Here is a 16,906-nt window from a genome sequence, read left to right as displayed (position 1 = left end):
CATTATGCCCTTTAGAGCTATTGAAATAAATAAGGAAATAAAACCTCAACAGCATGTGGTGATAAGCGAACTTGTAAAGGCCTTTTAGGTGGAGCAAAGATCAGGTGATCTTTCGCCATTTCACTGATGATATCCCTTAGTTTCCGTTCACTCACTTGCAACTTATCTTGTAACTCTTTACGCGTATGTGGGCCATTGTATAAAAGCGTTTTATAAATATCTTTCGCTTCCAATGGTAGTTTTTTTAATGGCTTGCCTTTACTGTCAAACAAGCCACCATTAAAGCGCAATTGGAAATAAACATTGATTCTTTCTTCCAGCTTATAAGGCTCTAAAAGACTGGTGAAGTAAGTCATTTGATCAATTGCGACATCCACAAAATATTCAGTAAAACTTACTAAACCCGCATCAGATAGGATTCCACGATCATCTTCTCCACCTTGTCGTGGTCTATCAGCAATCGATAGGTAACGATAGTACTGCTCACTCGATCGAGCAAAACCCCGAGACATTGACCATAGGCCATAACTCTTCAAACCTATCCCTCGCATAAAGCAATCGGTGAATAAACGGGTTACTCGTCCATTCCCATCTAAAAATGGATGAATCCAAGCAAGGCGATGATGCGATGCAGCCATGGCGTAGTACTTACTTAAGCCATGCAAATATTCAATTTTATAAGCACTCGCAAACCAACTCATGTAGGTAGGCACTAAATCTGGTTTTGGGGGTCTGTGCTGTCCTACAACAACATCCGTAGCCCTATATTCGCCTGGCTCAATTTCATAAAACTTAGCGTTATCGCTGGATGAAACCAAAAGCTCATCAGGAGTACATTCAGCATAGAAAGCTTTATGAATTGCTTTTATAAAATCTTGCTTCGTAACATCTTCGCGAGGATTATTCTCAAAATTAAGTTTTACTTGAACTTCAATATGACGCTTAATTTCCAAAAGCCCTTTCGATTTATGTTCGATTGAATCATCTACCAATGCAATCAATTCACTTGGCTTAGTCGGGTTACCTTCGATTTTATTACTGTAATATGAGTTCACTACTCGAAGTAAACCTTCTACCGACTCACGCATAGTGACAGGCACAGTAGCATTCAATTGCGCATCTAAACGAGCTATTTCTAATAATTTCTCTTCAAGCTCAGGTGAGTACACACGTGCTATAGGGGTAATATCCACTTTAACGACATCCACAAACAACTAGCATTAGTATAGGGTATTTGTGCCGAAATAAAAAAATATAAACTCATATATATCAAAAACATAAGTAAATTCAACAAAAATATTTGCCGCTATTTTTGCAGCTATAAAAATTATTGAGATGAGCTATATATAACAAATAAAAGGATATCAATGGACTACATGTACTTTATTTACTATTTTACAGTTTCCTACTCGGAGCAGCATAAATTACGATTTAGATCAACGCCGTCATCAATTGTCTGGTTTATTTCTGGGATATGCTTGTTTAACTGTTCAATAGCTTTATTAATAACCTCTTAGCAAGGGCTAACTGTTGCTTAATAATCGAAAGCTCACAAGGGTATAAAAATAAAAAAGAGCCTACTCAATAGGCTCTTTAATTAATTTAACGATTAATCCAAAACAATCTTTTTTAAATATCACTAAGAGTTTTTGGTTTTTCTGACGAACTTGTTGGGACTTTAAATTCGATACCCGCTTTTTTAAACAGTTTCGGGTATTCCACCAAAGCCATCGTTGAATTTTTAGCAATACCTGTGATATCACCAACCATACCTTTAGCATCAACTAAAGACATTCCTGTATTAGTTAGGCTGCTTGGATTTGCAATTAAACTGGTGCTCACCTTTTTAGCTCCTACAGCTAATTCGCGAGCAGTTAGGCTTGCTATGGCAAAATTAGTTGCAGAATTCAATAAATGTTTTTTCTGCTCAGCATTCAGTGCCGAAAGTTTAGCTACAGTTGCTTCCTCATCTTTTTGTGAAGCTTCTAAAACACTGTCTGATAATGCAACAATCTGTTTTTGAATTGCTTCTTTTTCTTTCAAGTCAGAGGTCGTTTTCAAGCTTTTCTGTTTTGCTTTTAATTCATCTGAATCCTGCTTACTTGCAAGCAATGAAGCTAAAGCCGTACGACTCTGAATAAACATTGCATTTGTTGCTTTAGCCTGCGTGAAAAAACCATTGAGGTCCATATTTGAAGAAGATACGCCAGTTACAGATTCAGATAATGATGACGAAAGATTACTCAACGATCCAAAACCCGCATAGACACCTGATGCACTTATTGAAGCAGTTGCTGCTAAAACAATCGCAATTTTTTTCATACCCTGTTACCCCTATTGTGAAGAATCGGCTTTTTGCACGATTTGATTTAAAATTTTTGGTAAAGCCTCAAACATCTGAATGTTATACATTTCATGACGATGCTGATAATCAATACCCTTCAATCCAATTTCTTGTTGCAAACCATAAGCCCCTATTTTTTCAGCCTTTTGGTTAAATCTGCGCGCCCCACTAGCCATAACTAATGTGGCATCACAATTACTTTTGTCTGCATTACATCGAATACTGTCTTGTTTCACTTCGAGCTTAAGCACTGGCTGTAAGCATTCATCTGTTGGAATATGAAAGTTAACTTTCATATCTTTTTTAAACCCTGCATTTTCAGTCATGGCGATCACTGAGTCTTTTAGTAAAGTCTGTCCTTTAAAGCCTGAACCTGTCGCATAGAATGGTCGTTTTGATTGACTGGTAAAAGCGTGATAAATCAATGGACCAAAACCATAAAATGGAATTTCACCAACTTGCTCAGTATGCAGTCCTAAACATAAGACACGAGATTGTTTTGAATCTCCCACTGGGGCAGAGCTATCAAGCAAAACGCTGTCCCCTGAACGCACAGGTAAACGATCAATGCTGTTCACTGGAAAATCTAATTGCGCATTAACTTTCGTGCCTTGGCGCTCTAAAACAGTCGCTTCCCATGTAGGAATTAAAATATTACGCCCTGCTGCTTTATCTGAATGATAAACATGGACTTTCATTCCTGTACTTAAGCGCTCTCCAGCATCATCAATAACTATGTTCTGACCACTTGAACCAGAGACTTTTAAATCAGAACGAGTAAATTGAATCCCTTTTTGAAATTGTTGGCCTAATTTCAAAAGTGCATTTTTCAATACAACTTCTTTACGAGCCTCGAGAGAAAATCCCATTCCATCTGAAATCACATCTTTGATATCATCGGTCGCATGTGCGGAGTAAATTACCCGGCCAGAACGATCAATCATTTCAGCAAAGACTTCACTATGAAAAACCTGTTGCTGAGTTATTTTTCCAATTTGTTGCTGATAAGCAATTACAGGGATGACATTTATTCGAATGAAAAATTCAGGTAATTCACGTTGGTTAATGTCTTCACTTTGCGCTAATCCAGTTTGCTCGCTAATACTTTGTGCCATCGCACTATAACGCCGATTGACTGGTGTTAAAGTAAATGAGGCTTGCTCACCCACTGCATCAGAAAAAATTTGTTCGATTAAATCTTTCGATTCGCCTTGATAAGTCAGCACATCGACCACCAAAGCTTTGGGCTTATTCATAGCCTGTCGTGTATTGTTTGAAACTTTACTAAAGTGCTTACTACTGCTCTGCATCAACACTGGTACAGCCACAGCATAATCACTGTCTGCATGCACTACACGAATCAAATCACCATCTGCTGAACTGAGCTCATCTTGTGCAGCAATCCCTTGCTTAAAGCCTTTATCTAAAACCAGATAAGATTTCCACTGATCAATCACTTGAGTTTCTATTTCAGAAACTTTAAGTTTTGATTTTAATTCTTGAGTCACTTGTTGCGTTAGCATCAACAAAGTACTTTGAAATTTCTGCTTAATTGCTGTTTTGGTTACGCTGGAATCAATCTCTGTAGCAAGTACCTGAATAGGTTGTGACAAGGTCTTACTGTCACTATATATAACCTCTCCAGATAACACATTGGTGAGTTTGAGACTTAAGGTCACTGGAAGAAAAATCTCGGCGGTAGAATCCTTCCTCACAATGTATTCACTTGCGCGTAAAACTTCTAGTGATGCAATATAAGTACGATTTTTCGTTTTTTGTGAAATAGTATCGACTATCTGTTCATTAAAACCTTGCTTTAAACTTTGTACAAAAAGTTGCTCAACTTGTTTACGAATGCTTTCATTGTCAATCGCTTGACTGAAGTCACATACAATTGAAGACCCATTCGCTTCGTATTTGCTAGGATCATTACGACAAGGTTGCTCTAGCCCAAAAATTCCTTTCGATGGGTAGATTTGAATATTCGCGTTTGCCCATGCCGAAACAAGCATCGGCATAGCTAAACATAAAGCTTTTAACTTTATTTGCATTGTGTACCACCAATACAAAGCGTAATCGTATTGCCAGCTTGTAAACGCTCAGCACTTGATAGAGTTGGATTTACTTTACGTAGTGCTTTAGCCAATTCTGCACTAACAGGTTTCTCACTCTTATAAGTCATGGTCATTTCGACCAATTTTCCATCCTGAGTGCGAATATCGATATTTTCTGCACCATCCATTTCATCTAAGGCAATGTATAAATCATCACCTAAACGAGAAGAAACATTGCCAGAAACACTTTTCACAAAAATGGTAATTTCTTTACCATACATAGTGCGATTTTTTGCATAACCCAGAATCTGTGGCCCTACTTGGCTAACGGCCAATTCGCCAAGTTTCTTAGCAACATTCGTACGACAAGAATCTGTAGTCGCACCTGTCGAAGATTCTGTACGGGTTTCACCACCCATCAAAGTTGAATCATCGACTGAATAAATTTTGAAGCTAACGGCACCATCACAGACAAATTGCCCAGTAGCACTCGAACGACCACGATCATAAATATAAGAGCTACCCGCCATAAACCAATCGGCTTTTTCTTTTCGTGCAGCGATTACGAGTTTATTCAACTCTGTATCACTCATCAGTTGCTGAATCGACATACTCCGACCATTCAAATACTGACTTCTAAAACGGTCAGAATCGAGCAACCGCAAATCATAACGTGAAGCAGAACTCGCAATTGAATTTAAGGTTTGATTATCACGCTCAGCTTTAGTACTTGGAGTCTGATATTCCACATATTTCACAAAGCTTTGGATATCATTTTGTCGTTCGGATTGACTGTATTTAGCTGATTCACTAGCGTTGTAGCTACTTGAAGAAGCTGATTTACCTGAATTATTATGGCTTGCTGAACGAGCGGAAACACCAACACCCGCCCCATAGTAATTATCATAAGCATAACCAGATGCAGCAGCTGAACGTCCTTTTGAAGAATAAGAATCTGAAGCACTGGCTTTGGCACTTTCGCTAGCTTTGTAACTCGCATCTTCATCATAGCTATAACTACGATCAGAAAAATATGATGTGAACTCTTTAACAGGTTTTGAGTTATCTTTTGGTACCCCAAAATATTCATCCATTACAATCATAATTGGACTCGTTCGGCTACTTTTCTTCGCCAGCCCTAAATCATTGAGAATTGAACGAAATTCTTGATCATCCATTTCTAGACTAACTTGGGTAACTAGCTCATTGTTACTATTGGTATTGCTGCCTCGGTTTAACACGTAGCTGCTATCGATTTGTTTTACAATATCATCTAAATATTGATTCGCTTCGTTCATGGCTTGAGGGCCATTAATACGTTTAATCAGAGTAATCACAGCATCTTTTTTTGCATTATTAAATGCTTGATTTCGTGTACTGTTTAAATCTTTTTTAATAACAGGTGCAACCCCTTCCCCATTCACTTTAATGATTTCAGCATTACTCATTTGAACAACGCCCAAACACAATAGTGTCAATAAAGCCTTTTTCATCATTTCCCTCTTCATTAAAGTTTCTAGTTACATCTATAATTTCTTTATTAGATTTTAAAGTGATCTTTTATTCACACATAAAACACACAGATAATAAACAAAATTTAACATTAACTCCATCACACAATTTTACTTTTTTATTGATTTTTCAAAAAAAAATTATTCATAAGAAATCTAATAGAACATATTAATGACCTAACGTTTAAGCTAGATATAATGCAAAATGGCTTACACTGAGCAAATCATATTTTCGTGGGGCTCGACCTAACAAACTATTTAATAAGAAAAAAGGAGTAACTACATTCAGAATAGCTACTCCTCTCAATATCAAGTTTAATAAAAAATCCAACTTTTAGTAGAATTCCACGCTTTTTATTCACGACTCTCTAACTTATCTTCAATCCATTGGTGCACTTCCCAAGCTGACCAGCCGATACGGGATTCACTTAAACGTACAGGTCGAGGAAAAGTAGGATCATAGTATTTTGATTTCTTATTAATCATTTCATAGATCTTAGCTCGGCTAATACTCGTAAATTCGACAAGATCTTTAATGTTAATAATTTTATTCATCTGGAAAGTCTGGCCTGTGAATGCATTCATGATATGTACTCCTATCTCATGGTGACGAGCAACTCGCTCATGAGATACGGGATTCCTGTAAGGTTTTAACCAGTCCAATTCAGTTCAACGCCGTAACCGACCCTTGCAATCCCTGCTGGATATTAAACACTTTATCCTCATCTGTTGGCTGACCTTCCTCTCCTTGATAAAACTCCTCAACGACATTCATGCCATCCTCACTATCCACCTCAAACTGCGAATGCCCATAACCCTGTAAAGCTATCTGATCTAAAGCATGCTGATTAAATCCAGCCAACTTACTTTTCTGATCAATCTCCTTAGCCATTTGAATCGCCTCTTGTAAGTGAATCCCCTCACGTAGGGTTAAGTCCACGTAGTACACAGGGGTACGATAGCTTTGTGTCGTGGATTTGCCTCGAAGGGTCAATTGCAACGGCAGGCATGACAGCAAGCCATTCGATGCTGCGTGGTAATAACGGAGTCGTGCTGACAAAGTCCGAATACTGTTAAAGCCTGTGGTCCTAAATACAAAACTGCCAAACTCATCCGACTCATCCAAATTCACATACAGACGACCATAGGGCTTGCATAAGCCCCCTTGTGCCAAGGCACATAAATCTGGGGATGGACATGGATGTTGCTCTACGCCTTGATTGGTTAAGCGTTGACAGGTTTCACCATTGCCCATACAAACAAGTCGCCCCGTCTGCCGATCAAATAAACTGTATTCCGCACGTAAGTTCAGTTCGGGATCATTAAAGATCATCCGTACTGGAATGGTTCTGAGTTTTTGACTAGGGGCTTTGACTCGAAGCTGCTCATCTAAAGGATGTTTCACCCAACCCTCCTTGTTCTGGATTTGGCTGGTGATGGTGAATTGGTCATCTTTTTCAGGTAGGCGCTTGCCGTTCTTTTCTACAATTTTTCCGATACTGATTCGTCCGAGTACTGGCGGTGTAATCACTAAACCTTTAATCATGGGGATATTCCTTCTATTCATTTTTATACTGATCAGCCGAATGTATTGAAGCACCTGCTCTTACGTCATTCTTTGATAGCGTCAAGCAAGACACATCAAGCAATGACTACAGGAGTCTGTTGTGCATCGGTCAATCGATCTGGCAAAGCTGTCCAATGCCCTTTCTTCTTTGAAGGAGGGGCGAAGGGGCTGCTTTGCCGATTTTTTATGCAGGCACTTAGATCAAGATTCAGCATCAGTAAAGATATTGAATCGACGACTACCCTGCTTGTGCAGTGGATATTGCTGTATTAGCTCAGGTTGATGTTCGATCAATGTTTTGGTATTGAGACTGATCGTATCTTTTGCTTTTTTCCAGACCACCGAACCTCTGCTAAACACCGCACGTTCGTTGTCTTTCATTAGCATTTGGATTTGATGTTTCAGTTGATCAACGTGTTCTTGCTGATCTTGAAGATCGGCTTTCATTTTGATGAGCTGATCAAACAACTGATTGGCATGTGGGTCATGACTTAAATCTTCAACACTAAGTGGCACATGTGCTGGATATAGTAGTTGCAATGCTTTGGCTGCGGATTCACTGGCATCGGCATCAGGTGGAATATCCTTTTCAACACAGTCCCAGAAGTAACGTTCTGCATTTACAATATGTTGAATCACCGATTCACTACGGGTGACTTTAAAGATACGTGTTTCATGCCCACAGATCAGTACACAAACATGTGCTGCCTTTTTTCCAGTCACCGCCAGCTGATGCTGTACCTGACAAAGTACATACAGCGGGATGCCATCTCGCCAAAGTTTGGCACCATGTTCACCTGCGGTTTTACATTCCAGAATTTGCACATCTGCATTACCCACCACTGAATAATCCAAGTTAGCCAGCATGAAATGTTTGTCTGGATCTGGATGTTGGAGTACTGCATTGACGCGACGCACTTTATACTGGGTATGCATACTGTAGTATTCCGCCACCAGCGGTTCTAAGCGTTTTCCCCAATATAAAGGGGCATGCCCTTCAGTTTGTTCATCCATGTTGTGCTGGATACGACCAGTTTTGATCATCCAAAGTTCCAGCATCGACATATACGGGTTGAGACCACAGGCTGCGGCACAATCACTACTGCCGATCCCTTTGCGTCGAACTTCTAACCATTCTGCATGCGTCAGGTTTTTGGTATCCACAAAGCGTTTGGCTGTAAACAATTTGGGCCGAGGAGTATGGATACTCGATATTGCATTGTTCGGGTTAATCACCGCTGAATTCATAGTAATGTCCTCTATCTGTAAAATTTTGCGCATAAAAAAAGCTGTGTCCGTAGACACAGCTTTGAATGAATGGGTTAAGGTCTTTGAAATATGGAAATAAGGATGCTTAGGCTAATAAATTAACTCATCTCATTGATTAAACTTAAGCAATCATCGCGAGGGCTTGTTCTAATCCTCTTTGCTTAAGTCCAGCACCTGCACCGAACCATGCAGAATCCAAACGATGATCCTGACTCATGGCTCTGCGTTCGTGGTCGGCAAATTCCGTTATAGAGCAAAGCAAGCCATAGGCGGTATCTTTGGCTGAACTCAGTTCTGCTCCACGGCCCTGTCCATTAAACATGGTCATCACCTTCGACATGGCACGGCCATTTGGTTCTGTCTTGTTGTCGGCTTTGGTTGCTGGGTTATTGCTTTGAGCCTGCATCGCCACATTACGGTAGAACTGGATAATGCCATCCTCCTGTTCAGGCACACTCAGACTAGTATTGTTAAATACTGCATCGAAATAAGCTGCTGCTTCAGTCTGTGTGACTTTACGTTGACTAAGTTGTTTCATCTCATACATGTGATCTTCCCATGCACGGACTGAAATACCCAATTGCTGCTTAATCTTCTCAGCATCGAACTTGGTGCTGTGCGGGACTTTAACCACGCCTGCACTTGAGTTTTGACCCTTTAAGGCAATGGCTAAGGTGTTATTACACACCACACGAATAGAGGTGAATTGTGCCGTGGTTGCCAGTGTACCGTCGCAAGCGGTTGCCAGTAAGATATAGCCATTGCTGACATCTTTACCTTTTAAAGCCGATGTTTGCCCCGTTTTGGCTAAAGCCCAGAATTTCTTACCACCTTTCAGCACGCCTGCGGTTTCTAGCTCAAATCCTGATTGTTCAGTCAAATCACGATAAAACTCTAAGATCTGTTTCGGTTGCACTTCCTGATAGCGTTGACTGACCACAGATAAAGGGGCATGCGTGTCGGAACGATACAGCACCCGCTGTTCCTCATACGGCATGATGATGCTTTGCCCACGTTCATTCTGTGCCATATAACTCACATCGGAAGATTCAATCCGCCAATCCATGCCTGCCTGCTCTGCCCAGACTTCAATCGGTTGATGAGGACTGAGTTGATTCCCAAGGCCATGCCAAGGGGTTTCGCCCACATAGGCGATCTGTTCAATTTGATGTGCCATTGTTCATTTCTCCTCTGTGAACTTATTGGAAGTTTTGGTTACAGTGGTGGCAGTGGTAATAACACATCGGAATGTGCTGTTTAGGTGAATCGAATAAGCTACTGAATACCCCACCGATCACAGCACCTGCAATTCCACCAAGCAATGGAGATAGCGGTAAAGGTAGGGTTTTAGAAATCGATGCGCCAATCGTGGCAAAGGAGGCTGATGCTGCAACGCCTGTTCCAGCCGAGCCATTTACCTGTTGATTCATCACTTGAACGATTTGATCAGAAAAACAGTAAGGACAATGTTTACTCATAAGATATACCTCTAAAATGAAAAAAGGCTTACCGTATGGCAAGCCTTAGATTTTGAATGTCGGGGGAAATAAACATTCACAGTTCATGTTAATGATGTATATCTATGATTTTTTGGGATCAACGGTCTGCCGCTCTAGGCTTTAACTCCCCTTTACTAAATTGCCCCTTTACCTTCACAGATGCTCTCAAGTATTGATTGTCTTTTTCAGGATCAGCCAGATAGCTGATGGCGAGCCAAGCATTCTCGACCTCTTTTAAATTCCGCCTTTCGATCATTCCTATACCTAATTGATTCAAATCCAGATAATACTTTTTATGCTTAGCTTGATTGCAGTTATAAAACTGTCCACACCCTCCTGTAATTTTATCTTTCCACAATTCACCAATGCACTGCGCTAAGTACGAATCTCGATTACGCAAAGAACCGTTATAGATCACCAGCAGATGACAGTGATACCCTTTACTCTTCCCTCCCTGCTCTAGACGATAGGCATAACCCACCTGATCTCTAAAGATAGTGTCCTTGTCCTGAATACGCCGTACCAATTTATTCACATCACGTTTAAATTGTTTTATATCTGGCTGAGCATTGAATCGATATGAAAGATCAACCCTGACCAGCAATAACTTGCGATGGTTTTGTACAAGATTATTAAAATACTCTTTCAAGCGATTGCGGTTGCGACGGTTATTACTGCTGAATTTATCAAGAAAGGATTCATGCTCTTCAATAAGCTCATTCTGAAAACAACTGAATGCTCTGCTGTTTTTAAAGACTTCTAGATTTTCGAAAGATGCATGCTCTGGCAATAATTCAAAGTAGGCTTGAACCAAAGGACAGTATTCACATTTTGGATCGTAGACCGCTTCAGCTGATCTTTTTAGTTCGTCATAGTCCGCTTTAAAGTAAGTCCAGCGGTATGTTCTTTTAGTCGCCTTAAGCATAAAGTTTTCAATTTCAAGTAAGGTTTGTGCTTCGTTCATGAGTATATTTCCTATGGTTGATTAAACTCATAGGAATCACTGCTCAGTATTTTTTACACATGGACTGAAATATTGAACTCAATAAAAAACCTTCATCATTTGGGGATGATGAAGGTTCATGAAGAAGATTAAGTAATTAATAAATAATAATATTAAATATATATCCTAGCCCAATAAACTCAAAACACACTCACTCGACATCTCATAAAATTAAAAACGCTGCTTCTATAGCAAACTGTCGAAATTCTACAATTTCTCCTATTTTTATAGAAAAGATTGAAGCGGAAGTTACGCACAAAGTACTCAGTCTATTTAACTATCGGCTTAGCGATAGCTCTAACTCTGGCTTTAGATCGCGCGATTACAGCTTTTCTTATGAACTTATTCCCTACATCTGGTTTTGATATATCAGCTTGTTCTACTTTAATTTCTGGGGCCACACTAGGTATCGGCTCCAAAAGTTTTTTATCTTGCTCTAAGGCAAGCATATTGCTTGAATTTTCATAACTACCAGAAGTATCAACGGACTCATCTTCCGTACAGTATTGTTCATTCGATTTTGGAGTTTCAAATGCACTTGTTTCAACATTGTACAAAGTTGATATTTGAATATCACTCTTATGACCCGCAGCTTCGCCTGCGGTAGGCTTAGAGCCCCCCTCTTTTTTATCTTTGGCTTCCTGACTTTTTCGTTTTCGCCCCATAATTAAACAATCTTTCCTTGGTAACAAGTTACGATCTTCATCGTCAACTAAAATTAAAGGACCATAGGCATAAAATTTAGAGATACTCTCCATTAATAATTGTTTGTTTTTTCTTTGATTTGGGAAAACTTCTACATACTCTTCATTTAATGGACCTTCCATTCGCAACACATCTACCGATCTCGCTGACAATTGCTCCCCCCTAAAACATTCAAATGCATTAGTCATATTGTTGGTTTTTTTCTGCTTCTGAACATAGGTTTGAATTTGTTCACTCTTTCTAAAGACGTACTCAACCCAATATTCAGCCACTTCTTTTTTTAGAGTATTCGGCTCAATTTCTTTTTTTTCATCGTACTCAAAAAAAAGCGTTGCATCGATATAAGGGGCATGACAATAAGGAACATAGATTCCGACATGATCAACTAAGCGTATCCCTGCTGTGTGGCGGCGTTTCAAATTATCAATGTAGTCTTGGAACATTGCATTAAATGTTTTAGCTTTATCTAATTGCCCTACCGCTCCACACGTAAATATAAATCTCAAAACAATTACACCTTTTTGAAGGACTTGCTCAAGATAGTTTTTTATTGATACCTGATGCTTTTTAGCTTTCTTAAATGCCACTTTTTCATCTTTTGCTACAACCCGAAGGATGCTGTTTTGATAATTATGTAGCTTATTTTTAATCGTTTGAATGGAATCGATTCTGACTAGCTGCGGAAAGTCATTGTTAATTTCTTTTAAGAACCGCACCGCTTCCGAGCGTAAGTTCCTAGATTGAAAACTCTTACTAGAAGAATAATTCCCTAGCATGTGGTTTGCATTTTTGAAACAACTCATCTCTAAAATTAAAATGAATTGTCGAAATAAAACTGTCAGTTTCAAAAAGGAAGGCTTTGCATTAAAGCCTTTCTGTATCATTTCTGTCTCAAAAGCATTCACACGTCTTAAAAACATCAGTTGAGTTAAAAATTTTTCAATTCGAATCAAATCTTCCAATAAGTACTCATCGCATTCCAGAATCGATGCTTGCTGACGATACAAAAACTCAATTACTTCTATTCGCTCTATGGCTTGAGGAGTCAAATCCCTTAAATAAAAATATTTGTCTAAATTATCCGTATTTCCATCATCTAACAGATCGCTCAAGAATACTTTATTCTCAACCAGCTGCTGAAACAAAGATCTGTGAACTTTTTGAGACTTTGGTTCAATATAAATTTTTTCTTTAAAATATCTGAAATGATTAAAGAAAATAGAATAATAATTTTCATACTCTTCAAGAAAAGTTCCTTTATCAACATCCAACAAAAAAACACTCGATAAAAAATATCTCAGGAATTTTTCTCGAAAATCAATTTTTTGTTTTTCGCCTTTTAATTCTCCAATGAAATGATCTAAAGGATAGATCTTCTTGATCATTTGCCCTCGATCAATCACTTTTATATGTTCAGCCTTTCGTGTACCTGCAAACGTGTATGTTCTTTTTAAATAATGTTCCACCAGTTTTTCTGGGGAATCATAATTTTTTTTCTTATAAATAACCAAATATGATAAAGCAAATGTGTTGTAGCTCACCACATGCGCATGGTTAATAACTAATAAGATGCCATCATCCCCACTAAACTCTCTATCCATATAACGAGCAAATTCAGCTACAAACTTAGACGAAAAAAACCGTACATCAGGATCACTTAGATCATTCAAACTACTAGGTAAATTAACATCAAATACACTCACCCCAAATTTTACTTTTTGATCTAACAAATTGTTGTAGCTGGAAAGCAGTCTTTCATAATTTGCATTTTGTTCTACAATTCTTTCGTTAATCAAGTCAGACTTTTGTCCTTCTTCATCACTTAAGACTAGAGATGAATCAACGAAGTTTTTATAACGATCTAGAAAATCAAAAAACTTTGTGGCATCAAATTTTTCCAAACTCCACATTTTTAGCTCAGTACGGTCCCAATCTTTCATTTCTTCCGAACTATGCAGAAATTTTTTATAACGATAAATTTTTGAATCCCAATAGTAATACTTATGAAAATTATCAAATGCACTAGCCATTTCATCAGATGAACTGAGCCCAAGCACCTTAAAGAAATCGATGATCTCTTTAGTTTTATCGACTTCTTTTTTTATTACAGAATCCTCGTAATCTTCACGTGTATATGCAGAACCATTTTCAATTTTTGTCAGCACGTTATGGATCTGTTCTAACGCAACAATGGTCTCATTATAAATAGGCTGTTCAGTATAAATTTCACTCCCCACGGCTTTCGGCCTTTTATTCGAAAACTTAGCTTTCAAATAAGTGAAGCACTCTTTATAGAAAGCTTCAGTCTGCCCCATCCATTGCTTATTCATTATTTTTGCCCACCTACAGCCACTGAAGTACTACATTTATCTTAAATTATTCGATTTTATTAATATTATGCATGAAATACAATAAAATAAGGCCTTAAAGAAATTTGCTATTCATTTCTATCCCTTAAAAAAAATTTATTAAATACTAATTTATTTAACATTATATACTATTTTTTATAACTCTATCTCTCACTCTAAATTCCTTCAATACATCATCCAATGTTGTTGAATACCCATTTTTAGTAAACAGCATCAGTAGCCTAAATAGGCTTTTTTTACTCTTTAAACCTTGGTTGAAATAGTAGTTGTATAGTCACTTACAATAGGAAACCCTCAAATTTTCAGCATAAAAAAAGACGTGCTAGGCACGTCTATAAAATTAATTGGAAAAATGAAATGAAAATTAACCCACTTCATCCATCCAACTTCTTGCCTGCTCCCCATACCACTCCATAATTTTTACCCGCTCATCCCAGTACTGCGCTCTGTTATAAGCGGAACGAATTCTGTTTTGAGGAACATGAGCAAGTTGGCGTTCAATAGCATCAGGATTAAACAGATTTGATTCATTCATGACTGTACTGAATAGCAATCTAAAACCGTGTGTTGTCATTCGACCTGCATAGCCTGAACGCTTAATGACTGCCAAAATGGATTCACTATGCATCAGCTATTTACTCTTTATTGTTTAGACAATGTGGGAAAAGCTCTTCCTGACTATGGGTAAACCTTTAAGCTCAAAATCATAACTTAATAGTGCCGAGATAAGCTTAGATGGTTAGTATATAATCATTTGATTGTCTGTGAAGTCCATGCAGGACCACCATCGCTCTTCTGGGGGTATAAATGGGGGTATTTTTCTAATTTATTAAAAAATAATATTTTATATTCATTATCTTAAATTAAAAATACGAATCCCTCTTTCGCCAAAATTTTAAAGACCTTAATCGAAAGATTAAGGTCTTTTTTTATGCTGAACATTCTTATTTAGACTTGGCACAAAGTCTGCTTCATAAAAATGACTCTTCACCCAATAGGATAATTTGCACCACAAAGTGAAATATTTATTCAAAAATAAACGCTTGAACCTGATTCAAACTTGAGCTAAAACAATTTCTAAGGGAGGTTAAAATAAATCATCAATGATCATCTAGATGCAATGTTTATGAAGCACAATTCATTTGCGGTATATAACTAGCGAAACACAAAATTGACCAATAAAACTGCTATTCGGGAGTCAGAATGAATAACAGCACCAATTATGTCAAACAAATTAAAAACGCTAAACGAGGCGGTTATACCCCAACCCTTGCAAAGGATGTCAACAAACATAAAATTCAAAAAGCAATTCGTCTGATTGAACAATGGAGAACGCTGGCCAATGAACTCAAACCTCAAATGCAACTCGACATGGCTTTTACGTTGGAAGAATGTGCCCAAGACCTCGATCAAATTTTAAGGAGCAAATAAGTTCCATGTTTTCACTGAACCCTATTTAAAAATAGTTTCATCACAGCCCCCCAAATTTTATTCTTAGCTTTCACCCACCCTTTGGTGGGTGAAGTTTGCACAAAAAATCATGTGCATTTCAATCGCTCACTTTTTGGCTTGCGTTTTCAAGAAAATCCGCTATTATTCTCACCACGTTGCCGGCATAGCTCAGTTGGTAGAGCAACTGACTTGTAATCAGTAGGTCCACAGTTCGAATCCGTGTGCCGGCACCATTTTATACTTAGCCTCGCTTTTTAGTGAGGCTTTGTTGTTTCTGGCATTTTGGTTTTTTATTTCATTTTAAATGTCTTTCACTGCCGTAATTTGAACATAGCGCACGATGCCCTGTTCAAATAATTTTTGGCAGAGCTTAGCCGTCATTTTAATTTTGAAATAATCCAAATTTTGAGCGGCCTGTTGGACTAAATGCACATGATAATAACGAGAAAACCCCGCCAAAACTGCATCTGATAAATCTTCAATAGCAACCTGCTGATAGCCTTGTGCTTCTATCGAATGCTGCAAATTCGTCTCTAACTGAAGATGTTCCAAATGAACATCGGCTGCCTTTAACAGCATTTTCAGTTGAAGTTTCTCAAAACGATTTAAATTCAAAAATGCATTACTCAGCATCAGATAGTGAAAACCAATCCGACCTTTTGAATTTAAAACAGAATGGGTTGATCTTAGAAATGAATTTAAATCACTGTGATAAGCGGCATCAAGGCACAACACCACATTAAAAGGTACTGAAAATAGCTTTGAATTTAAATTTAAAAATGACGTTTGAATGATGTGTATATTTGAATTTAAAGTGTGTTGTATGCGCTGGATACATTCAGCTTGTAACTCAACCGCACAAAGTTGCTGAACATGGTAATGCTGCTGCCACAGCAATAGACTTGCGCCCTGTCCACAGCCCAAGTCTAAAACACGGTCATTTGACTTTAGCTGTAATCGATCAGCAAGATGCGTTGCCAGTGTTTGGCAAGCCTCAGGATAGGAGGATGGGTTCTTTTCCCAATAACCAAGATTGCTCCAAGCCAATACAGCGTGATCTCCCAATTGTTTTGCATCAATTGCATATTTATGTTTGGGCAGATGTCGCTGTAAGGTTTGGAGCCATTTCATGC

At 38.3% G+C, this 16,906-nt stretch carries 13 protein-coding genes, 1 tRNA gene and 1 pseudogene; 2 read left to right on the top strand and 13 right to left on the bottom strand.

Annotated features, from left to right (window positions below):
- Nucleotides 1–17 precede the first annotated feature (17 nt).
- The 12 genes and pseudogenes from AC4MC0_RS01025 to AC4MC0_RS00970 form a co-directional block, all read right to left on the bottom strand.
- Nucleotides 18–1,193, bottom strand: a complete 1,176-nt coding sequence (locus AC4MC0_RS01025; protein WP_491887227.1) for a Fic family protein — start codon at nt 1,191–1,193, stop codon at nt 18–20.
- Between the two features lie 436 nt (nt 1,194–1,629).
- Nucleotides 1,630–2,322, bottom strand: a complete 693-nt coding sequence (locus AC4MC0_RS01020) for a hypothetical protein (protein WP_078389510.1) — start codon at nt 2,320–2,322, stop codon at nt 1,630–1,632.
- Between the two features lie 12 nt (nt 2,323–2,334).
- Nucleotides 2,335–4,395 carry a hypothetical protein gene (locus AC4MC0_RS01015; RefSeq protein ID WP_227518643.1) on the bottom strand — a complete coding sequence of 687 codons (2,061 nt, stop codon included), beginning with the start codon at nt 4,393–4,395 and terminating at the stop codon, nt 2,335–2,337.
- Nucleotides 4,386–5,894: a hypothetical protein gene (locus AC4MC0_RS01010; protein WP_227556774.1), complete on the bottom strand. Its 1,509-nt coding sequence runs from the start codon at nt 5,892–5,894 to the stop codon at nt 4,386–4,388. The genes AC4MC0_RS01015 and AC4MC0_RS01010 overlap by 10 nt, the downstream gene beginning before the upstream one ends.
- 369 nt (nt 5,895–6,263) lie before the next feature.
- Nucleotides 6,264–6,494, bottom strand: coding sequence for a helix-turn-helix transcriptional regulator (locus tag AC4MC0_RS01005; RefSeq protein WP_491887226.1), 231 nt, complete (start codon nt 6,492–6,494; stop codon nt 6,264–6,266).
- A 79-nt stretch (nt 6,495–6,573) separates the two neighbouring features.
- Nucleotides 6,574–7,455: a recombination directionality factor gene (locus tag AC4MC0_RS01000; RefSeq protein ID WP_491887225.1), complete on the bottom strand. Its 882-nt coding sequence runs from the start codon at nt 7,453–7,455 to the stop codon at nt 6,574–6,576.
- A 222-nt stretch (nt 7,456–7,677) separates the two neighbouring features.
- Nucleotides 7,678–8,724, bottom strand: coding sequence for a YqaJ viral recombinase family nuclease (locus AC4MC0_RS00995; protein ID WP_491887224.1), 1,047 nt, complete (start codon nt 8,722–8,724; stop codon nt 7,678–7,680).
- 142 nt (nt 8,725–8,866) lie between these two features.
- Nucleotides 8,867–9,922, bottom strand: coding sequence for a DUF932 domain-containing protein (locus tag AC4MC0_RS00990; protein ID WP_242760085.1), 1,056 nt, complete (start codon nt 9,920–9,922; stop codon nt 8,867–8,869).
- 22 nt (nt 9,923–9,944) lie between these two features.
- The gene (locus AC4MC0_RS00985) at nt 9,945–10,223 is read right to left on the bottom strand and encodes a hypothetical protein (RefSeq protein ID WP_005400084.1); all 279 of its coding nucleotides are present in this window, start codon (nt 10,221–10,223) and stop codon (nt 9,945–9,947) included.
- A 118-nt stretch (nt 10,224–10,341) separates the two neighbouring features.
- Nucleotides 10,342–11,208: a YagK/YfjJ domain-containing protein gene (locus tag AC4MC0_RS00980; protein WP_491887223.1), complete on the bottom strand. Its 867-nt coding sequence runs from the start codon at nt 11,206–11,208 to the stop codon at nt 10,342–10,344.
- A gap of 308 nt (nt 11,209–11,516) precedes the next feature.
- Nucleotides 11,517–14,282, bottom strand: coding sequence for a hypothetical protein (locus tag AC4MC0_RS00975; protein WP_491887222.1), 2,766 nt, complete (start codon nt 14,280–14,282; stop codon nt 11,517–11,519).
- Nucleotides 14,283–14,685: 403 nt separating this feature from the next.
- A pseudogene (locus AC4MC0_RS00970) lies at nt 14,686–15,013 on the bottom strand (tyrosine-type recombinase/integrase); the annotation flags it as partial.
- Nucleotides 15,014–15,524: 511 nt separating this feature from the next.
- On the opposite strand from AC4MC0_RS00970, the gene AC4MC0_RS00965 reads away from it, so the two are divergent.
- Together AC4MC0_RS00965 and AC4MC0_RS00960 are read left to right on the top strand one after the other, a co-directional pair.
- A complete protein-coding gene (locus AC4MC0_RS00965) occupies nt 15,525–15,752 on the top strand; it encodes a hypothetical protein (RefSeq protein WP_004691623.1) in 228 nt (75 codons plus the stop codon).
- A gap of 178 nt (nt 15,753–15,930) precedes the next feature.
- A tRNA-Thr gene (locus AC4MC0_RS00960) sits at nt 15,931–16,006 on the top strand.
- Between the two features lie 67 nt (nt 16,007–16,073).
- Here AC4MC0_RS00960 and AC4MC0_RS00955 read toward each other — a convergent pair.
- On the bottom strand, nt 16,074–16,904 hold the full coding sequence (locus AC4MC0_RS00955; RefSeq protein ID WP_063454609.1) for an SAM-dependent methyltransferase: 831 nt from the start codon (nt 16,902–16,904) through the stop codon (nt 16,074–16,076).
- Nucleotides 16,905–16,906: the final 2 nt, after the last annotated feature.

Source organism: Acinetobacter sp. CAU_H_S139_7 (assembly GCF_058599305.1).
The sequence above is the reverse complement of the archived record's forward strand: the minus strand, read 5'-3'. Positions and strand labels throughout refer to the sequence as shown.